Source organism: Pseudomonas sp. C1C7 (assembly GCF_013359595.1).
Classification (GTDB): Bacteria; Pseudomonadota; Gammaproteobacteria; order Pseudomonadales; family Pseudomonadaceae; genus Aquipseudomonas.
Genome location: NZ_JABFMP010000005.1, coordinates 170,095 through 188,631, shown reverse-complemented (window position 1 = coordinate 188,631; position 18,537 = coordinate 170,095). Strand labels below are relative to the sequence as shown.

General features: G+C 61.7%; 18 protein-coding genes, 1 tRNA gene and 1 riboswitch. Of the genes, 4 read left to right on the top strand and 15 right to left on the bottom strand.

Features of this window, described 5'->3' with window-relative positions; genetic code table 11:
- Nucleotides 1-42 precede the first annotated feature (42 nt).
- The 3 genes from HNO86_RS06670 (at nucleotide 43) to HNO86_RS06660 (ending at nucleotide 2,246) form a co-directional block, all read left to right on the top strand.
- Nucleotides 43-1,389, top strand: a complete 1,347-nt coding sequence (locus HNO86_RS06670; protein ID WP_175376218.1) for a sensor domain-containing diguanylate cyclase — start codon at nucleotides 43-45, stop codon at nucleotides 1,387-1,389.
- Nucleotides 1,390-1,506: 117 nt separating this feature from the next.
- A complete protein-coding gene (locus HNO86_RS06665) occupies nucleotides 1,507-1,671 on the top strand; it encodes a stress protein (RefSeq protein WP_175376217.1) in 165 nt (54 codons plus the stop codon).
- A gap of 71 nt (nucleotides 1,672-1,742) precedes the next feature.
- A complete protein-coding gene (locus HNO86_RS06660; protein ID WP_175376216.1) occupies nucleotides 1,743-2,246 on the top strand; it encodes a DUF4142 domain-containing protein in 504 nt (167 codons plus the stop codon).
- Nucleotides 2,247-2,291: 45 nt separating this feature from the next.
- Here the strand turns inward: HNO86_RS06660 and HNO86_RS06655 are convergent, their stop codons facing one another.
- On the bottom strand, nucleotides 2,292-2,702 hold the full coding sequence (locus HNO86_RS06655) for a low affinity iron permease family protein (RefSeq protein WP_175376215.1): 411 nt from the start codon (nucleotides 2,700-2,702) through the stop codon (nucleotides 2,292-2,294).
- On the opposite strand from HNO86_RS06655, the gene HNO86_RS06650 reads away from it, so the two are divergent.
- Nucleotides 2,701-2,985 carry a hypothetical protein gene (locus tag HNO86_RS06650; protein ID WP_175376214.1) on the top strand — a complete coding sequence of 95 codons (285 nt, stop codon included), beginning with the start codon at nucleotides 2,701-2,703 and terminating at the stop codon, nucleotides 2,983-2,985. The two genes, HNO86_RS06655 and HNO86_RS06650, sit on opposite strands and share 2 nt — an antisense overlap.
- Before the next feature lie 297 nt (nucleotides 2,986-3,282).
- Here HNO86_RS06650 and HNO86_RS06645 read toward each other — a convergent pair whose 3' ends face one another.
- From HNO86_RS06645 to HNO86_RS06580, 14 genes are all read right to left on the bottom strand, one after another.
- Entirely contained in the window at nucleotides 3,283-3,690 is a 408-nt protein-coding gene (locus tag HNO86_RS06645; RefSeq protein WP_175376213.1) for a type II toxin-antitoxin system HicB family antitoxin, read from the bottom strand.
- A 37-nt stretch (nucleotides 3,691-3,727) separates the two neighbouring features.
- Nucleotides 3,728-3,907 carry a type II toxin-antitoxin system HicA family toxin gene (locus tag HNO86_RS06640; protein ID WP_175376212.1) on the bottom strand — a complete coding sequence of 60 codons (180 nt, stop codon included), beginning with the start codon at nucleotides 3,905-3,907 and terminating at the stop codon, nucleotides 3,728-3,730.
- A gap of 392 nt (nucleotides 3,908-4,299) precedes the next feature.
- Nucleotides 4,300-4,373, bottom strand: a tRNA-Gly gene (locus HNO86_RS06635).
- Nucleotides 4,374-4,529: 156 nt separating this feature from the next.
- On the bottom strand, nucleotides 4,530-5,414 hold the full coding sequence (locus HNO86_RS06630; RefSeq protein WP_175376211.1) for an alpha/beta fold hydrolase: 885 nt from the start codon (nucleotides 5,412-5,414) through the stop codon (nucleotides 4,530-4,532).
- Nucleotides 5,415-5,727: 313 nt separating this feature from the next.
- Nucleotides 5,728-6,420 (bottom strand): pseudouridine synthase, encoded by a 693-nt coding sequence (locus HNO86_RS06625; RefSeq protein WP_175376210.1) that lies wholly within the window; start codon nucleotides 6,418-6,420, stop codon nucleotides 5,728-5,730.
- Nucleotides 6,421-6,453: 33 nt separating this feature from the next.
- Nucleotides 6,454-6,672, bottom strand: a complete 219-nt coding sequence (locus tag HNO86_RS06620; RefSeq protein ID WP_175376209.1) for a cysteine-rich CWC family protein — start codon at nucleotides 6,670-6,672, stop codon at nucleotides 6,454-6,456.
- On the bottom strand, nucleotides 6,659-8,152 hold the full coding sequence (locus HNO86_RS06615; protein ID WP_175376208.1) for a sensor domain-containing diguanylate cyclase: 1,494 nt from the start codon (nucleotides 8,150-8,152) through the stop codon (nucleotides 6,659-6,661). The genes HNO86_RS06620 and HNO86_RS06615 overlap by 14 nt, the downstream gene beginning before the upstream one ends.
- A gap of 225 nt (nucleotides 8,153-8,377) precedes the next feature.
- Nucleotides 8,378-10,156, bottom strand: coding sequence for an allophanate hydrolase (gene atzF, locus HNO86_RS06610; protein WP_175376207.1), 1,779 nt, complete (start codon nucleotides 10,154-10,156; stop codon nucleotides 8,378-8,380).
- Between the two features lie 25 nt (nucleotides 10,157-10,181).
- Nucleotides 10,182-13,847: an urea carboxylase gene (gene uca / locus HNO86_RS06605; RefSeq protein WP_175376206.1), complete on the bottom strand. Its 3,666-nt coding sequence runs from the start codon at nucleotides 13,845-13,847 to the stop codon at nucleotides 10,182-10,184.
- Between the two features lie 278 nt (nucleotides 13,848-14,125).
- Entirely contained in the window at nucleotides 14,126-14,767 is a 642-nt protein-coding gene (locus HNO86_RS06600) for an urea amidolyase associated protein UAAP2 (protein ID WP_175376205.1), read from the bottom strand.
- A gap of 11 nt (nucleotides 14,768-14,778) precedes the next feature.
- The gene (locus tag HNO86_RS06595) at nucleotides 14,779-15,504 is read right to left on the bottom strand and encodes an urea amidolyase associated protein UAAP1 (protein ID WP_175376204.1); all 726 of its coding nucleotides are present in this window, start codon (nucleotides 15,502-15,504) and stop codon (nucleotides 14,779-14,781) included.
- 12 nt (nucleotides 15,505-15,516) lie between these two features.
- Nucleotides 15,517-16,305: an ABC transporter ATP-binding protein gene (locus HNO86_RS06590; protein WP_175376203.1), complete on the bottom strand. Its 789-nt coding sequence runs from the start codon at nucleotides 16,303-16,305 to the stop codon at nucleotides 15,517-15,519.
- Complete coding sequence (locus HNO86_RS06585; RefSeq protein WP_175376202.1) at nucleotides 16,302-17,117, bottom strand: ABC transporter permease; 816 nt, start codon at nucleotides 17,115-17,117, stop codon at nucleotides 16,302-16,304. Before HNO86_RS06585 ends, HNO86_RS06590 begins: the two co-directional genes overlap by 4 nt.
- Nucleotides 17,118-17,132: 15 nt before the next feature.
- The gene (locus tag HNO86_RS06580; protein ID WP_175376201.1) at nucleotides 17,133-18,200 is read right to left on the bottom strand and encodes a putative urea ABC transporter substrate-binding protein; all 1,068 of its coding nucleotides are present in this window, start codon (nucleotides 18,198-18,200) and stop codon (nucleotides 17,133-17,135) included.
- Between the two features lie 61 nt (nucleotides 18,201-18,261).
- A riboswitch (guanidine-I (ykkC/yxkD leader) is annotated at nucleotides 18,262-18,362 on the bottom strand.
- Nucleotides 18,363-18,537: the final 175 nt, after the last annotated feature.

Genomic DNA, 18,537 nt, shown 5'->3' with positions numbered 1-18,537 from the left:
TGGTTTCTTATTGCGGCATAGTTCGGAAACGCGTTCGGCATCATGACCACCAGAAATTCCGCTCCGTTGGCGAGCTACATCGACCTCTTGCTGGACGCCGTTTGCGCAGTCGATAAACAGGGCCGTTTCGTCTTTGTCAGCGCGGCCTGCGAGCGCATCCTCGGCTACAGCCCTGACGAGCTCATCGGCCGGATGATGATCGACCTGGTGCACCCGGCTGACCGCCAGCGCACCCTCGACGCCGCGCGAGACATCATGGGCGGCGAACCCAAGCTCAATTTCGAGAACCGCTACCTGCGCAAGGACGGCCAGGTGGTGCACATCCTGTGGTCGGCGCGCTGGTCGGAGGTTGATCAGTTGCGCATCGCCGTGGCCCGCGACATCACCGAGCGCAAGCAGGCCGAGTCGCGGCAGGCGGCGCTGTATGCGATATCGGAAGCGGCCCATGCGGCGGAAGACCTGCTGGCGTTGTTCAAGCGCATTCATATGATCATCGGCGAGTGGTTGCCGGCGATGAATTTCTCCGTGGCGCTGTATGACGAGCATTGCGCGCAGCTGAATTTCCCCTATCACGTCGACGACCACGAGCCGCAACCCGAGCAACCCGGCACCATCACCGGACGGCTGTGTGCCGAGGTGATCAACACGGGAATGCCGATCCTCCTGACACCGGATCAGGACACTCCACCGGTGGGCTTCGAAGCGCTGGTGGCCGGGCAGAATTCACCCTGCTGGCTGGGCGTGCCGCTCAATTCGCAAAACGGCACCATCGGTGCGCTGATCGTCAAAAGCATCCCCGGCGGCGAGCGCTACACCGAGCAGGACAAGGAACTGTTGCAGTACGTGTGCGCGCAGGTGGCGACGGCAATCGAGCGCAAGCAGTTGCATGCGCGCCTGCAGCGCATGGCCCAGTACGACCAGCTCACCCAATTGCCCAACCGCGAATTGCTGCGCGATCGGCTCAAGATTGCGTTGGCGTCAGCGCGGGAGGACAACGGGCGCATGGCATTGCTGTATGTCGACCTTGACCGGTTCAAGCAGGTCAACGACACCCATGGCCACGCGGTGGGCGACATGCTGCTGCAGACCGTCGCCAATCGACTCAAGGGCTGCGTGCGGGAAACCGACACCGTGGCGCGCATCGGCGGGGATGAATTCGTGGTGTTGCTGCACAGCATCCACGCCTCGGGCGATGCCGATTGCGTGGCCGGCAAGATTCGTCAGGTCCTGGCCCAGCCGCTGCGCCTGGACGGGCACAGCCTGCACATCCAACCCAGCATCGGCGTGGCGCAATACCCGGAAAACGGCACCGAAGAAAAGCAGCTGTTCCGGCATGCCGACGAGGCGATGTACACCGCCAAGCGCGCGCATCACCTGCGGCTGGTCTGACGATTGACTGCCGTTCGTCAGGGCACGGGCGCAAATTTCTAAACCTTTTGGGACGCATAAATTCAGAATCTATGCGGGCTACAGCTCGCGGCGATTATCACCAAGAGGTAGAGAATCATGCCTAACTCAAGAAACTCCAACCAGGAACACATGGCCAACGATCGAACCAAAGCCAATGAAGCCAGTCGCAAGGGTGGGAAAACCACCACCACGACTGTCGACAAAGAGCCAAAGACCGATATGAATCGTAAAGGCGGACAGGGCGGGCAGAAGTCCCGCTAGTGGATGAGGTGGTTTTGATTGAGAAACGGGGGCGAAAGCTCCCGTTTGAATTGTTAAAGGAGGGCGCGACCATGAACCGTATGGCCACCCGTTTTCGCAGCAGCTTTTTTGTCACCTTGATGGGCCTGAGCGCCGGCAGTGCCTTCGCCCAGTCACCCACTGAATTCATCAACGATGCCTCGGCGCAAAGCGTCGCCGAAATCGAAGCCAGTCGTCTGGCGCACCAGAAATCCGAATCCAAAGAGGTCAAGGATTACACCATCGTGGTGATCAACGACCGCACCACCGCCAACCAGCACCTGGCAAAAATCGCCAAGCAACTGGACCTGCCGGTGGCGCCGCGCGAAGAGGTGGTGGACAAGGCCAAGGCCCTGATGCCTCAAGTCATGGACGGCAACAACTTCGATGAGGCCTACGCGGCCAGTCAGGTCAGCACCACCGAGAAAGCCATCGAGCAACTCGAGCAAACGGCACAAACCACCGACGTGCCGGAGCTCAAGGCATACGCCGAAGAAACCCTGCCCAAACTGCAAAATCACCTGCAAATGGCCAGGGCCCTGCAAGCCAGTCGCTAGGGCATTGCGTGCGCGGGTGGACCAGGTTCATCCGCGCACGATCGCTCAGCATTCATTCAGGTTGTGTTTGCCCTTTTCCTCGACGACGGTGCCGTCGATGGCAACGGTCAGCCCCTCGCCCAGGCTGCGGTAGTGCTTGCGCAATGCCTCCAGCTCCTTCAAATCCAGCGCCTCCAGCCCCAGCATCGCGTTTTGCGCTTCCTTCGTCACGCGCAGCAACTCGTCGACCTTCAAATGCAGAATGTCGGTGTCGCGGTTCTGCGTGTTCTGGATCAGGAACACCATCAGGAAAGTGATGATCGTGGTCGAGGTGTTGATGATCAGTTGCCAAGTGTCATTGAACCCGAAAATCGGCCCGCTCAACCCCCACAGAAAAATCAAAGAGATTGCCCCCAGGAACGTCCGGGGGCTACCGGTCCAGAGGGCGAGTTTCTGCGCGACTTTTGCGAATTTCATGGCCGTTTTCCTTATTGGGGTGAACCTGAAATTCAGACATCGACGGCGAGATGAAAATTCTGCTTTTGATTTGAAGAGCCAAAAGATCGCAGCCTTCGGCAGCTCCTACATGGGTACGCAATCGGATGTAGGAGCTGCCGAAGGCTGCGATCTTTTTGTTTTTTTCGAATATCGAAGCGGCCGTGTTTCAGCCCCTCCTCCTCGCACGCCTGGCGCTCAGGTATTCAAAAACAAACGAAGCAAAGCCGAACAACCCGATCATCGAAATGATCATGATCCCTAACTCCGAACTGTCCATGCCGACCTCTTGATGAAGGGTGAGCCGGTAGGATAGGGCATCTGTTGGTGGGGGAAATGTGGCGCTACGGGATCTTTACGGGTGGGCTTTGATCTATACGCAATCCATACGTAAGGCGCCCAATGTAACGTCAGGACGTTTCTGCACCCATGCGTCACGTAATCACCTCCCAACAAATAACAACCATCACGCATCGGCGAACGTTGATGGCGGCTCGACCAAATCTTGCTCATAAAAAACCGGCCACTTGGACCGGTTCCTACATCGTTAAATCAGCGTGCATCAGCTCTGCTGCAAGACCTTGAGTGCTGCTGACGCCAGAAATCCTGAACGGCTTTTCTCTTCCGGGTGGTGCTGCACGTACTCATCAATGCGGTTGAGCAAATAACCAGGCAGCGTGATGTTCAGCTTTTGAGCCTTGCCCAGATACTTGGTGACATCGATATCGACCAGCGCCCATGCGCATCCCGCGTACTTGGGATTGGCTGCGTGCAGAGTCACTTTGTTGGCCGGAGGAATGGGCGAGCCGTCTTCGGCCAGGATCTCGAAATGACCTTCAATGGCTTCCCGAGCCATGGCCATCGCGTCGTCCAGATCCTCTCCGGCAGAAAAGCATCCCGGAATATCAGGGACCTCCACACCCCAGGCGTGCTCGTCGTCGCCCATTGAAATCGCAATCGGGTAAAGCATGTTCGTTGTCCTCCGAGGACTCGGCGCATGAAGCTCGTCAGAGCAGCGCCTGTTGCAAAATACTCATGGCCGTTTTCTTGAGCAGGTCCTTCTTCGGATGAGGAACCGTGACCAGCCCCGGCTTGGTCGGATGTTTGAAGTGATGATGACTGCCTCTGATTCGCACCAGGTACCAGCCGTCCGCAACGAGTTGGCTTATCAAAAATCGGCTATTCACATCACCTCCATGTGGTGTGCTAGTGGTTACTATACCTACTGATTTTTCATTATCAACACTATACCCACCAATCTTTTTCAGGGTGTTGGGTGAGTGATTGAAAACCGAGTCTAGGAGGCTGCCGCGAACGCAGTGGTGGTTGAGCGCGAATTGGACAGGTCTCTGTATTGCGAGGTTTTGCCGCGGGTTTTGCGAGAAATCATCCAGCAGAGTTATGGCTAGCGAGTTTCATTAATGGATCAACGAAAACGCTAACAAAACAGCGATTTCGCGCGAGAACGCTAACGGCACGGTCGAAATAAAAATCCCGGAAACAAAAAAACCGGCCATCAAGGCCGGTTTTTTCTTTACCTGCATCCCCCGTCAAAAACAACGTGAGACAAAAATTCGGTTGGAGCGGGTGAAGGGAATCGAACCCTCGTTATCAGCTTGGGAAGCTGGAGTAATGCCATTATACGACACCCGCCTGGAGCGGTGACTTTGTACCAGATGTACGTTTGGAAATGAAGTTTTTCTTTGCGGCACACCGCTTTAGCGCAGGCGAAACGGGGACGGTCGTTCGCGGGCAAGCCTCGCTCCTGTGGGTTACAGAAGGGCGGGGCTTGCTCGCGATGACGCTGTTTCAGATGGCCAATGCATGGTGGTCCTGGACGTAGTTGAAACGCGGTCGGGCTTCATGTTGCCCCGGTTTCAGGAAACCCATCAGTGCCTTGTGGCTGTCTCGGCAGGCAGCTTTGTGCTCCAGGTCGAGAAAGTGGCCGGTGGCTTGCAGGGTGCTGAAGGTGCTGTGTTGCACGTGGTTGGCGAACAACCGGGCGTCGTCGGCGGAGGTGTATTCGTCCCATTCGCCGTTGAGGAACAGCACCGGTACGTCGATTTTCTTTGCCGCGTTCAGGTAGCACTGGCGATCGCTGTGCAGCACGTCGTTGATGTGAAAGTGCATCTGCCCGTACTCGTGCTCGGCCAGGGAGCTGACGTGACGGTAGTTGAAGCGCTTGAACAACGACGGCAAGTGCTTGCCGATGGTGTCGTTGACCAGATGCCCGACCCGGTCGCCGTCACGGTTGTGCAGGAAGTCGACGCCGCGCTCCAGATAATCGAGCATGTGTGCGTTGATCACCGGCGAGAACGAGCTGATCACGGCCTTTTCGATGCGGCGTGGCTTTTGCGACAGCGCCATCATGGCCGCGGCGCCACCCCAGGAAAACGACAGCACGTGTTCGGCACCGAAGTGGTCGATCAGCTCCAGCAGGATCTGCCCTTCGATTTCCTTGGTCAGCATTTTTTCATGCAGGTTGTGGGCTTTCGACTGGCCCGCGTAGGGCTGGTCGTAGCAGACCACGTTGAACTGCGGATAGAGGTTTTTCACGGTTTGAGCAAACGACGCAGTCGTGGACATCGAGCCGTTGACCAGAATGATGGTCTTCTCTGCGGCGCCTGCGCGATAGAACTCCGTGTAAACCCGATATTGACCCTGTATATCCAGCACAGCGATTTCTGGCCTCATGTCATAAGACTCCTGGCAAGCGGGTATGCGCGCAAAAGAGATTGCACGAGCTTTGTGACAGGTAGGCATATGCCTGGAATTTTTGGAGGCCCATGTCGATCCATTGCAGTCCGGTCGACGGGTGTTGTTATTGGCGGGCAGTCTGCCGGGTGAGGCCGGAACCCGAGGGTCCCTACCGGCAAAAAGTTTCTTAGAAGTATGTTGTGACTCGTCGGTCACATTTCGGCCGACGTCCTGATTCAAGCAGGGGTCACATCATTGCGCAAGTGCCGTTGGTAAATTGTTCGACAAGTTCTGCTGAGCGGTCGTCGGCTTAGATCAATCGGATCTCTTCGTCGCTCAGCGGGCGGTATTCGCCCGGTTTCAACGCGCTGTCGAGCACCAGCGGGCCCATGCGCTCGCGGTGCAGGCGCAGCACCTTGTTGTCGAAATGGCCAAACATGCGCTTCACCTGATGGTAGCGACCTTCGACGATGCTCAGTCGCGCCGTCTTCGGTCCCAATAGCTCAAGATCGGCCGGTTGGGTGGTGAGGTCTTCGAAGGCGAAGTACAGGCCTTCGGTGAATTTCACGGCGTATTCGGGGCCGATGTCCTGCTCGGTTTCGACATGGTAGACCTTGGGCAGTTTGGTCTGCGGCTGGGTCAAGCGTCGCGACCAGCTACCATCGTTGGTGATCAGCATCAGGCCGGTGGTGTTGAAATCCAGGCGGCCGGCGATGTGCAGGTCGTCTTTGTCCGGTTCATCGATCAGGTCGAGCACGGTGGGGTGCTGCGGGTCGCGGGTGGCGCTGACGCAGCCGGCGGGTTTGTGCAGCATGAAGTGGCGCAGCGGCTTGCCCTGTTGCAGGACTTCGTCATCGACTTCGACGCGGCTGAACTCGCGGACATCGGCGTGGGGATCGCTGACGATCTTGCCGTCGATCCGCACGCGCTTTTCCACCAGCAATAGACGCACCTGCTGGCGATTGAAGCGAGGCAGATTGCTGAGGAAACGGTCGACGCGCATGGCTCGGGGATCGAGGAGGGAAGGCCGCGTATCTTACTCGATCGGCCGGGAAGCTGCTTGCAACTGCGCCTCGACCCGGGCGCAGCGCGGGCACAGGCAGGCGGCGTTGCGCAGCTCGTCCGGCAGCGCCTGCAGTACCGCCGGGTCGATGCTGACGCCGTAGCACCAGCATGCCCGATCGGCGGTTCGCGGATCGGCCAGGGCGCAGTCATTGCGGGCGCCGCAGGCGGGGCATAGCTCAGGCGGGTTCATAGCTGGAGTGAGGCTTTTCCACGCAGGTTCGGTTGCGGCCACTTTGCTTGGCCCGGTACATCGCATGATCGGCCCGGGACAGCAGAGTGTGCAAGGTGTCATCGGTCTGCAGGGTGGTCAGGCCGATGCTGACGGTCAGATGCAGGTTGCTGCCGTTGTAGGCATAGGCCTGTTGTTCCACGTGCTGGCGGATTTTCTCGGCGATCATCAGGCCGGTATCGCCGTCGGTGTCCTTGAGCAACACGATGAACTCTTCACCGCCCCAGCGGCAGACGATGTCGGAATGGCGCAGGCAGCTTTCCAGATCCCTCGCGAAGCCGATCAGCACCTGATCGCCGGCCATGTGACCGAAGGTGTCGTTCAGAGCCTTGAAGTGGTCCAGGTCCAGCAGCAAGGCAGTGAGCGGCTTGGGCTCGCGCTGGGCTTCGTGCATCGCTTGTGCGGCCAGCAGGTCGAAGCCGCGACGGTTGGGCAGTTCGGTCAGGCTGTCGAGGGTGGCCTGGGCGTGGATTCTGCCCTGGAATCGCTTGATCACCTGATTGATCAGGGCCAGCACGGTCAGGGTGACGACCAGGCAGATCAGCAGGTTGAGGTAAAGCGAGCGGCGGATGTCGCTGAGGTCACCGTCTTCGAGTTTGTCGACGAACAGATACCAGTTCAGCTCCGGAATGAACCGCACATTGAGGAAGTGCCCCTGGCCCTGGCCGGAATATTCGTAGCTGCCGCTGTGGGGTTTGGGCAACTGGCTGACCAGGTTCTTCATGCTGTCGATTTCGCCAAGTGGCTGGCCGACCCGCGCGCCTTGCGGACCACCCTCGGCACCGGTGAGCACCAGGCGTCCGAAGGTGTCGACGAAATACACGCTGCGCTGGTAGTGCTGCTGGTACTTGTCGATCAGCTTGATCACCGCATCGACCGTCAGCCCGACACCGGCGGCGCCGATGAAACGGTTGTTGTAGTCGTAGACCTTGTAGTTGATGAAGACGGTCAGGTTGTCCTTGTTGGCCAGGTCCGGGTCGACGTTGATCTCGTAGGGATCCTTCATGTCGCGTACGCGGAAGTACCAGGCGTCGCGCGGCTCCGTGACCTTGACCTGCTTGAGCACGCCCTTGGCGTGGTAGTAGGTCAGGCTGGCATTGGACACGAAGAAGGCGGTGTAGGCGCCGTAGTGGGTCATGACCTCGTTGAGGTAGCGGGTCATCTGGTCGGTGTCGCGCTCACCGTTGACCACCCAGTCGCGCATGAAGGTATCGCGGGAGATCATCGAGGAAATCAGGATCGGCCGGACGAGGTCTTTCTGGATTTCCGAATAGACCGTGTCCGAAGTCAGCGGCAGTTCGGTATTGACGATGTTGTCGCGGATCGACGCCCGCGAGGCGTAGTAACTGAGAAAGGAAGTGGCCAGAAAGCCCGCGCCCAACAATGCGACCAGCGTGAGTATCAACGAGCGTTGAGAGTACAGCGGCGAGCGAAGCGGCATGGCAATTCCATTGGCAATAGTCCGATGGCATGCATTCTAGTGGTATGGCGAGGAAATAACTGCGGGATTTGTAGGATGAATCGGCAGGGATCAAGCCCAGCGAAGTTTGTCCAGGTGCCCTGATTCCCTGTAGGAGCTGCCGCAGGCTGCGATCTTTTGACTTTGGTTTCAGAAGCAAAATCAAAAGATCGCAGCCTGCGGCAGCTCCTACAGAAGAGGTCACTATCAGGCGAGGGTTTTCAAGTAGGCCCTCCATCCGCCGAGGTGGCTGATGTCCACCGCACCCTCCAAGCCATACGGCTCACAGATGAATCCGCTCTCCCAGCGCCCATCCGCCAGTTGCACCTTGCCCAGCCCCAGGGGCGCCGGAATGCCGGTCAGGAACGAGCCCAACTCGCTGCTCGGCAACTCCCAGACTTCCACGGCAATCGCCACGCCGCCCTGTTTGACCCGAACCATCCCCGGTCGAAACGGCGGGCCGCCGGCCAGCGCATACAAGTGATAGTCGGCCGAGCTGAAGGTGGTTTCCACCAGCCGTGCGCCCCGTTGTTTCAATTGCCAGTTCAGCGCCAGGCCATCCAGATGCGCGCCGCAGACCACCAGCCGCGCGCGATCATGGCGGGCAATCGTGGCCGGTGTCGGCACCGCCAGACCCTGCTGGCGCTGCAAGCCATTGGTCACGCTCAACAGATACTGATCGGTGAACGCGCGGCCGAACAGCGTCACGCCCCAGGGCAGGCCGTTGTCCATGAAACCGCTCGGCACGGCGATGGCGGCGTAGTCCAGCAGGTTCATGAAGTTGGTGTAGTAGCCCAATTCGGAGTTGCGCAGCACCGGCTCTGCAGCAAGTTCCGCCAGGGTGACAGGACGCCCGATCGTCGGTGTCACCACGCAGTCGAGATCGGCCAGGGCCTTGTCGCAAACGGCTTTGAGCGCTTGCAGGCGGTACTGCGCGCGGAAGGTTTGCACACCGCTGACCGCGGGCGCCTTGGCCAGTACGGCACGGATCACCGGCAGCACGGCCTCGGGATTGTGCTCCATCAGTTCGCCGGCCACGCTGAAGCGCTCGGCCACCCACGGACCTTCGTAGAGCAACCGCGCCGCTTCGAGGAACGGTGAAAGATCGAGTTCCACCGCCTCGCCGCCCAATACTTTGAGCCGTTTTACGGCATCAGCGAACAGCACCGGCCCCTCGGGACAGCCGAAGAACTGCAGATCCTGCGCCCGTGGCACGCCGAAACGGAACGGACGAGGCGCGCCGAACGCCGAGCCGTCATTCCACTGCGGGTTGGCGCGGCTGTATTCATCCCGGGGATCGAGGTGTGCGGTCAGCGCCAGCAGTTGACTGGCCTCCCGCGCGGTGGCGGTAAAGGTGGTCACGCAATCCAGGGTGCGGCAGGCCGGCACGACACCGGCGGTGGAGATCAGCCCTTTGGTGGCCTTCATCCCCACCAGGTTGTTCAACGCCGCCGGTACGCGGCCGGAGCCCGCCGTGTCGGTGCCCAGGGAGAAGCTCGCCACACCGAGGGCCACCGCCAGCGAAGAACCTGCGCTGGAACCACCCGACGGATACTCCGGCAACACGCTGTTAGGGCACGCGCCGTAGGGCGAGCGGCTGCCATTGAGCCCTGTGGCGAACTGGTCGAGATTGGTCTTGCCCAGCGGAATCGCCCCCAGGGCCAGCAACTGCTCGACGATGGTCGCCGAGTGCTGCGGCACATAGGCGAACGCCGGGCACGCCGCAGTGGTCGGTATGCCGGCCAGATCGATGTTGTCCTTGATCGCGAACGGCACCCCGTACAGCGGCAGGCTGTCGATATCGCGACCTTCGAGGGCGGCGAGATACGGCTCAAGCTCTTCGACGCTGAGCAAATGAATGAACAGGTGATAATCCGGGTTCAACGCCGCGGCCTTGTCGCGCAGGCCCAACAGCAGTTCCCGGGGAGTGATGCTGGCGTCGCGGTAGGCGCTGCGCAGGGCGTCGAGTTGCAGATTGATAGTCATGGCGTGTGTCCTTTTCAAAATGGGTTCAGGCGAGTTCCAGCACCACGACGCGCTGTCCGGCGCGCACCGCCGAGCCCGGTTGCACGCGGATTTCCCGCACGACGCCAGCCATGGGCGCCAGCACGGGAATTTCCATCTTCATCGACTCCAGAATCACCAGCACATCCCCGGCCTCGACCCGGCTGCCGGCCTGCACCTGGACCTGCCAGAGGTTGCCGGCGATGTGGCTGTCGACGCTCATTTCTCCGCTGGCCAGTGGTGCGTCTTCAGTGGTTTGCGGGACGGCTTCCTCGCTGTCGAAATGCGCCTGGCCGCTGGCGATCCAGCGCTCGCGTTCGGCGTTGAACGCGCCCTGTTGCTGTTGGCGAAAGGCGGCGATGCTCTGGGCTTGCTCGGTCAGGAATGCCTGGTAATCGGCGAGGTTCAACTGGCTGTGCTCGATGTTCAGAGCGAAGCGCCCGAGGGGGAAATCCCGACGGATGCGCAGCAGTTCGTCGGCGCTCACCGGGTAGAAACGGATCTGGTCGAAGAAGCGCAGCAGCCAGGGTTTGCCATCGAACGCGGCCACCTCGCGGTAGCGGTTCCACATCTGCAAGGTACGGCCGACGAACTGATAGCCACCGGGGCCTTCCATGCCGTACACGCACATGTAGGCGCCGCCGATGCCTACGGAGTTTTCCGCGGTCCAGGTGCGGGCCGGGTTGTATTTGGTGGTCACCAGACGGTGCCGCGGATCGAGGGGCGTGGCGACCGGCGCGCCGAGATAGACGTCACCCAGGCCCATGACCAGGTAGCTGGCGTTGAACACCGTGCGCTGCACTTCATCGAGGTTCGGCAAGTCGTTGATGCGGCGGATGAACTCCAGGTTGCTCGGACACCACGGCGCATCCTTGCGCACGGTGGTCATGTATTTCTCGATCGCCAGCTGGCACGCCGGATCGTCCCAGGACAGCGGCAGGTGGACGATGCGCGACGGCACTTGCAGGTCCCGGGCGGCGCACACCGCGTCCCATTCACCGGCGACGATGCCCAGTAGATCGGCCAGCGGCAGTTGCTCGGGCTGGTAGTGCACCTGCAGCGAACGGATGCCGGGCGTCAGGTCGATCACGCCGTGCAGGTGTTTGCTCTCAAGAGCCTGCATCAGGGCGTGAGCGCGGAAGCGCAGGACGAGGTCGAGTTCGGGGGTGCCGATCTCCAGAAGCAGGTGAGTGTCGCCGGAGAGGCGGGCGACCAGGCGGGTGTCGGCCTGGCCGATGTCCAGAACCACTGGCGACACTAATCCACCCTCTGGAACATGACCCCACTGTAGGAGCGAGCTTGCTCGCGATTGCGGCATGTCAGTCAACACCTGCGTACCTGATCCACCGCTATCGCGAGCAAGTTCGCTCCTGCAGTGGGGCCATTTCAGGGCGAGGTTGCGGGCGGTCTTGAGATCGACCGGTTGAAACTGCACCTTGTCCCCGGCCTTGAGCTGCCCCAGCTGCCAGAGGTCCGCCTCGATCACCGTCACCGGGCACACGAACCCGCCCAGGCTCGGGCCGTCGGGGCCGAGGATCACCGGCATGTCCCCGGTGAAATCCACCGCGCCGATCGCGTACGGATTGTCGTGAATGTTCGACGGATGCAGCCCGGCTTCACCGCCGTCGGCACGCACCCATTCTGGCTTGGGACCGATCAGCCGCACACCGGTGCGGCTGGAGTTGAAGTGCACTTCCCACTGGGTGGCGAAGAAGGTGTCGATGTAGTTTTCGGTGAAGTATTCCGGTGCGCCGTGAGGGCCGTAGATCACCCGGATCTGCCGCACGTCCGGCAACGTGCCGACTTGTTCTTCAGGCAGTTGCTGCCCGGCGCTGCGGTCGCTCAAGGCCGGCACATGCAACACATCACCGGCACGCAAGGCGCGACCGCCGTGGCCGCCGAACTGGCCGAGGGTGAAGGTGCTCTTGCTGCCCAGATAGTCCGGCACTTGCAGGCCGCCGCGCAGGCACAGGTAGCTGCGCGCGCCACGACCTGCGAGGGTGCCGAGACTCAAGGTGGCGCCTGCCGGAATCAGCAGTGCCGTGTTCATCGCGACGCTTTCACCGTTCAATGACAGCGCAATCTCGGCCCCGGTCACCGCCACCACGGCCTCGCAATTGAAGCGCAGCAACGGCCCGCTCATGGTGATTTCCAGCGCGGCGGCGCCTTCCTGGTTGCCGAGCAACAGGTTACCCAGGCGAAGGGCGCGACTGTCCATCGGCCCCGATGGCGGCACGCCCACGGCCCAGTAGCCGAGGCGGCCGGGGTAGTCCTGGACGCTGGTCTGGGTGCCGGCGCTGAGCACCTCAAAAGTGTGGGCTCGGTAGACCAGATTCTCCAGGCAACGGGTCCACGGCTGGCCGCTGGCGAAGGGCACATCGAGCAGAATCTGCCGCAGGTAATCGCGGTTGGTTTCCACGCCGTAGAGCAGGCTGTCGCCCAGCGCCTGATGCAGATCGGTGCGGGCTTCTTCGCGGGTCGGCGCCCAGCTGATGACCTTGGCAATCATCGGATCGAAATACGGCGGGATCTCGCAACCGGCCTCGACCCAGGTGTCGATGCGCAACTGCTTGCCATCGGCCAGCGGGAAATTCACCGCGGTGAGCAGGCCGGGGCTCGGCTGGAAATCCCGTCCCGGATCTTCGGCGTAGAGCCGCGCCTGGATCGCATGGCCGTCGGCTTTCAGACCCTGGCTCAGTACGCTCAACGGCGGTAAGTCGCCCGCCGCCAGCTCGACCATCCAGCGCACCAGATCCACGCCCCACACCTGCTCGGTGACGCCGTGCTCCACCTGCAAGCGGGTGTTCACTTCCAGAAAATAGAAGCGCCGGCTTTCGCTGTCGAAAACGAATTCCACGGTGCCGGCGCTGCGGTAGTTCACCGCCTTCGCCAGTTTGATCGCTGCTGCGCACAGGGCTTCGGCCATGCCTTCAGGCAGGTTGGGCGCCGGGGTTTCTTCGAGCACTTTCTGATTGCGGCGCTGCACCGAGCAGTCGCGAACACCGAGAGCGATCACCTCGCCGTGACCATCGCCGAACACCTGCACTTCCAGATGACGGGCGCGCTGGATGTACTTTTCGATGAACACGCCGGCGTCGCTGAAGTTGTTCTGGCCCAGGCGTTTGACCGCGTCAAAGGACTCGCTCAACTCGGCGGCGTTGCGGCACACGCGCATGCCGATGCCGCCACCGCCGGCGGTGCTCTTGAGCATTACCGGATAGCCGACCTGTTCGCCGGCAATCAGCGCCGCTTCGAGACTGTCCAGCAGTTCGGTGCCTTCGAGCATCGGCACGCCGTGTCGCCTGGCAAGGGCGCGGGCGGTGTGCTTGAGGCCGAACACCCGCAGTTGCTCGGGTGTCGGGCCGATGAAGGCGATGCCGGCTGCTTCACAGGCTTCGGCGAACGCGGCGTTTTCCGAGAGAAAACCGTAGCCGGGGTGGATCGCCGTGGCACCACTGGCCTTGGCGATGGCGAGGATTTTTTCCACCGCCAGATAGGTGCCAGCCGCGGCGCCTTCACCCAGACTGTGGGCTTGATCGGCTTGCAGGATGTGCAGGCTGGCGGCGTCGGCTTCGGAGTAAACGGCGATGCCTTTGACGTGCAGTTCACGCAGGGTGCGCAGGATGCGGCAGGCAATGGCGCCACGGTTGGCAATCAGGACTTTTTCGAACATGGCATAACCCCCGGAGGCGATTGCACATCAGCCTCGACCTGGGATGCGGGCCGTCCCGCAGTTTTTCGACTGGCATCCGGGCCGTCCCGGATGCAAAAAATTCACACTGCTTCTCTGTAGGAGCTGCCGCAGGCTGCGATCTTTTGCTCTGGCTTTTCTCAAGATCAGGATCAAAAGATCGCAGCCTGCGGCAGCTCCTACAGGGGCCGGTTATTTGATGCACTGCCCCGATCTGGCCTGGCACAGGACAAACAACCAGCGACGCAACCGCGCGAGTTTCAGTTCCATACCAAAAGCTCCGCAGGCGTCGGGTTGTAGGCGTTGCACGGGTTATTCAGTTGCGGGCAGTTGGAGATCAGCACGATCACGTCCATCTCGGCACGCAGGTCGACGTATTTGCCCGGCGCCGAGATCCCGTCCTCGAAGGTCAGCCCGCCGTCGGCAGTGACCGGCACGTTCATGAAGAAGTTGATGTTCGGCCCGATGTCGCCCTTGCCCAGCCGGCCGTCGTGCACGCAGGCGCGCAGGTAGTTGTCGCGGCAGCTGTGCATGTAGCGTTTTTCCAGGGCGTAGCGCACGGTGTTGCTCTCTTGCGCGCAGGCGCCACCGAGGGTGTCGTGGCGGCCGCAGGTGTCGGCGACGATGGTCAGCATCGGTTTGCCGAGGTTGGAATACAGCACGCTGCCGGTGCTCAGGTAGACGCTGTTCTGCCGGCGCAGGGTGCGCTGCACGTCGTAGCGTTCCTTGGGGTTGGCGAGGCTGTAGAACAGCGTATCGACCGCCTGATTGCCTTCCAGATCGAGAATGCGCAGGGTCTGCCCGGCCTTGACCTCCGTCAGCCAGGGTTCACCGGCGGGGATGGTGGCGCGGTAGACCGCTGTCTCCGGATGCTTGTGAGCGGTGGCGATTGCAAGTGACATGGCAGCGATCCTCAGGCGAACAGACGGTCGGTGTTGATGAAGCCGCGCTCGTTTTCCGGGCGCGACGTGCGGCAGTGTTCGGCGACGCTGGCGTCGGCGTTCATCCAGCTGAGCTTCAGCGGTTTCGGCGCGTACTCGGGCGCCGGGTCCATCGGGTGCTGCAGGGCGGTCAGCACCACCAGAGTGTCCATCGGCGCGTACAGTTCGATGTAGTCACCGGCTTTGGCGTTGCCCTCGACGAAGTGGAAGCGCCCGTCCTCATCGACGTTCACCCGGCTGAACAGGTTGAGGGTCATCTGCAGGTCCGAGAGGCCCAGGCCCCACTTGCCCAGCTCCACCAGCAGGTTGTCGGTGCCGTTGCGGAAGAAGCCGTTACGCAATTCCTGATAGCGCCCGGCGCCGTATTTTTCCGCCACTTCCTCGGCGCACAGCACGCCGCCGAGGCTGTCGCTCCAGCCGCAGGTGTCGGCGGTGATCGCCGCCAGCACCCGGCCCATGTCCGAGTACAGGCAATGGCCGGCGGTCAGTTTGGCGGTGTGCTGGCATTTGAGGCTGTCGGGCAGGTTCAGGCGCTCGGTTTTTTCGTTGGCGTTGAGCAGCGTCAGGCTCACGTTGGCACCGCCGCGAATGTCGGTCAGGCGCAGCAACTGGCCGCGTTTGAGCACGAATGAACGGTGGCCGCCGCCGGGAAGCATTTCCTCGGCGAAGGGCGGGAACAGTTGGGTCGAATTCGTCATTTCAAAATTCCTCTAAGCGATGCGAAGCGTGCCTGCCAGCGGAGCCGGCAGGGCGTCGACGGCGGCACGGGCGGTGCGGCGGTCGCTGTTCAAAGGGATGTCGTAGGTGATGCGCGCGCCATAGGCGCCGGGGGCGTGCGGGTCGACGCGGACCTTGTCGAACACCAGCAGGCGGGTGCCGAGGCTGAAGCCTTCGGACAGGTCATGGGTGACCATGAACACCGTCAGTTGCGTCTCGCGCCACAGCTCCAGCAGCAGGGCGTGCATGTCCTTGCGGATGCCCGGGTCGAGAGCGCCGAACGGTTCGTCGAGCAGCAGCACCCGGGGTTTCATGATCAGCGCCTGGGCGATGGCCAGGCGCTGCTGCATGCCCCCGGACAACTGCGCCGGGTACTTGTCCAGCGAGTGACCGAGGCCGACCTTGTGCAGCAGCGCCGAGGCCTGTTCGCGGGCATCGCGTTTGGCGCTGCCGAACAACCGGCCCAGCAGTGGCGAGCGGGGCAGTTCCAGACCCAGGGCCACGTTGTCCAGCACGCTCAGGTGCGGGAACACCGAATAGCGCTGGAACACCACACCGCGGCTGGCGTCCGGTTCGGCGCACAGCGGCTGACCGTCGAGCAGGATCTCGCCGCGACTGGCGCGCTCCTGGCCCAGCAGCAGGCGCAGGAAGGTCGATTTGCCGCAACCGGAGGCGCCGACGAGGGTACAGAACTCACCTTCGTTGACGCTCAGGTTCAGGCCTTCGAGCACCACCTGATCGGCGTATTGCTGCCATACGTTCTTGACCGTGATGAAGCTCATGGGCGTGCCCCCTCGTACCAGGGAAAGGCCCGTTGGGTCAGGCGCTTGAGGCCCCAGTCCATCAGCCAGGCGAGCAGGGTGATCCACACCACGTAGGGCAGGATCACGTCCATCGCCAGATAACGACGCACCAGGAAAATCCGGTAGCCCAGACCGTCGGTGGAGGCGATGGCTTCGGCGGCGATCAGGAACAACCATGCCGAACCGAGCATCAGCCGCAGCGAGATCAGCAGGCGCGGCAGCAATTGCGGCAATACCACGCGCAGCATCAGGGTCCAGGTCGAGGCGCCGAGGGTCTGGGCCTTGATCAGCAGTTCGACGGGAATTTCCCGGGCGCGCTGTTCCAGGTCCCGGGCCAGGGCCGGGGTGATACCGATCACGATCAGCATCACCTTGGACAACTCGCCAAGGCCGAAGACGATGAACAGGATCGGCAGGATGGCCAGCGGCGGCACCATCGACAACACCGTCAGCAAGGGCGACAACGGCGCACCGAACAACGGCAGGGTGCCGGCAGCGATCCCCAGGCACAGCCCGGCCAGGGCGCTGATGCCCAGGCCGATGGCCAGACGGCGAAGGCTGGAGGCGGTGTCCTGCCACAGCACGTAGTCGCCGGTGCGGCTGTCGGCGACGAACGCCAGGCGTTTGACCGCGTCGGTCATTTGCACGGCACTGGGCAACAGCTTGTCGTTGGGATTGTCCGCCAGGCGCTCGGCCGAGCCCATCAAGTAGGCGAACAGCACCAGAGCGAACGGCAGGATCACCAGCAACAGTCGACTGGGGCGATCGGGATGACGATTGATCAGGCGCATGGCCAGGTCCTCTTTTTACAGCTTGGCGTCGGCGGCCATTTGCACGTAACTGGGGTCGAAGCGCAGCTTGAGGTTGCCCTTGTCACCGCTGGTCACGCCGTTGGCGAAGGCCATGCCGACGGCGCTGGTGTCCTTGGCGCCTTCACCCAGCAAGCCGTGCTGGAAAGAGAATTCGGCGACCCGGCGCATGGTTTCCGGCAGTTGCTTGCTGGTGCTGAACGCCAGGGCTTCCTTGGGCGTTGCGAACAACTTGGTGGTGTCCAATTGCGCCTGGAAACCCGCCAGGTTCGTGCCCGACGCTTTGGCCATGTGTTCCAGCGCAGCCTGGCCGCTGGCGTTTTTCGCGTTCATCAACTCGACCACTTCGAACCAGGCGCCGGTCAGCGCCTTGCCCAGGGCCGGGTTGTCTTTGAGGGTCTGGGAGTTGACCACCATCATGTCCATGATTTCGCCGGGGATCTGGCTGGAGTTGAACACCTCGGTCACGGCAGGCTTGGCCTTGATGTCCGAAAGCATCGGGTTCCAGGTGGTGACGGCGCTGACCTGATCGGTGTTGAAGGCGGCCGAGATATCGGCGTCGGAGGTGTTGACCACCTTCAGGTCTTTCTCGGTGAGGTCCACCGAATCCAGGGCCCGGGCCAGCAGATAGTGGGAAACGGAGAGCTCGACCAGGTTGACGTCCATGCCCTTGAGGTCGGCGACTGTCTTGCCATCACCCTTGAGCACAATGCCGTCGTTGCCGTTGGAGAAGTCGCTGACGATCAGCGCGGTGCTGTCCACGCCACCGGCGGCCGGAATGGTCAGCGCGTCCATGTTGGTCATGGTGCAGCCGTCGAACTGGCCGGCGGTGTACTGGTTGATGGATTCGACGTAATCGTTGAGCTGCACCACATCGATCTTGATGCCGTATTTCTTCGCCCATTTGTCGACGATGCCCTGGCTGCCCGCATATTCCCAGGGCATCCAGCCGGCGTAGATGGTCCAGCAGACGCTGAAGTGGTCTTTCTGCGCGGCCTGGGTCTGGGTGCCGAGCAAGGCGGCGAACGCGGCGGCGAGGAGGGCGGGGAAACGTAGTCGTGACATAGCGGATTCTCCAGTTGATCGAGGACGGGCAGGAAGGCAGCGACACCGCGAACGGTGGCTTGTCTCCCGGGCTTTTGTCCCGCCGTGTAACCTCAACTGGAGGTCGCCAACTCTCGGACCAGTCACTCGCCAGTGCGAGCCGGAACCCTAGTCAGCCATTGCAAATTGTGGTGCCGCGAACCTGTGATGACTCCTGCACGGTTGGGCTAAAGCGAGAGCCGTGCCAAGTCGGGCCGAACGCTCTGGTTCGGGGGATTGCGCGATTATGGCTTCGGTGAGACAAGGCCGGCCTGCCTTGTGATGGTGCGCCGGCGCACCGCAATGGGACGTCTCGGCC

Bases quoted from the DNA above. Each gene is read 5' to 3' on its own strand.
- HNO86_RS06670 (WP_175376218.1), top strand. From the start codon at position 43: ATGACCACCAGAAATTCCGCTCCGTTGGCGAGCTACATCGACCTCTTG.
- HNO86_RS06665 (WP_175376217.1), top strand. From the start codon at position 1,507: ATGCCTAACTCAAGAAACTCCAACCAGGAACACATGGCCAACGATCGA.
- HNO86_RS06660 (WP_175376216.1), top strand. From the start codon at position 1,743: ATGAACCGTATGGCCACCCGTTTTCGCAGCAGCTTTTTTGTCACCTTG.
- HNO86_RS06650 (WP_175376214.1), top strand. From the start codon at position 2,701: ATGGCCGTTTTCCTTATTGGGGTGAACCTGAAATTCAGACATCGACGG.
- HNO86_RS06655 (WP_175376215.1), bottom strand. From the start codon at position 2,702: ATGAAATTCGCAAAAGTCGCGCAGAAACTCGCCCTCTGGACCGGTAGC.
- HNO86_RS06645 (WP_175376213.1), bottom strand. From the start codon at position 3,690: ATGCTTTACCCGATTGCGATTTCAATGGGCGACGACGAGCACGCCTGG.
- HNO86_RS06630 (WP_175376211.1), bottom strand. From the start codon at position 5,414: ATGAGGCCAGAAATCGCTGTGCTGGATATACAGGGTCAATATCGGGTT.
- HNO86_RS06625 (WP_175376210.1), bottom strand. From the start codon at position 6,420: ATGCGCGTCGACCGTTTCCTCAGCAATCTGCCTCGCTTCAATCGCCAG.
- HNO86_RS06620 (WP_175376209.1), bottom strand. From the start codon at position 6,672: ATGAACCCGCCTGAGCTATGCCCCGCCTGCGGCGCCCGCAATGACTGC.
- HNO86_RS06615 (WP_175376208.1), bottom strand. From the start codon at position 8,152: ATGCCGCTTCGCTCGCCGCTGTACTCTCAACGCTCGTTGATACTCACG.
- atzF (WP_175376207.1), bottom strand. From the start codon at position 10,156: ATGACTATCAATCTGCAACTCGACGCCCTGCGCAGCGCCTACCGCGAC.
- uca (WP_175376206.1), bottom strand. From the start codon at position 13,847: ATGTTCGAAAAAGTCCTGATTGCCAACCGTGGCGCCATTGCCTGCCGC.
- HNO86_RS06600 (WP_175376205.1), bottom strand. From the start codon at position 14,767: ATGTCACTTGCAATCGCCACCGCTCACAAGCATCCGGAGACAGCGGTC.
- HNO86_RS06595 (WP_175376204.1), bottom strand. From the start codon at position 15,504: ATGACGAATTCGACCCAACTGTTCCCGCCCTTCGCCGAGGAAATGCTT.
- HNO86_RS06590 (WP_175376203.1), bottom strand. From the start codon at position 16,305: ATGAGCTTCATCACGGTCAAGAACGTATGGCAGCAATACGCCGATCAG.
- HNO86_RS06585 (WP_175376202.1), bottom strand. From the start codon at position 17,117: ATGCGCCTGATCAATCGTCATCCCGATCGCCCCAGTCGACTGTTGCTG.
- HNO86_RS06580 (WP_175376201.1), bottom strand. From the start codon at position 18,200: ATGTCACGACTACGTTTCCCCGCCCTCCTCGCCGCCGCGTTCGCCGCC.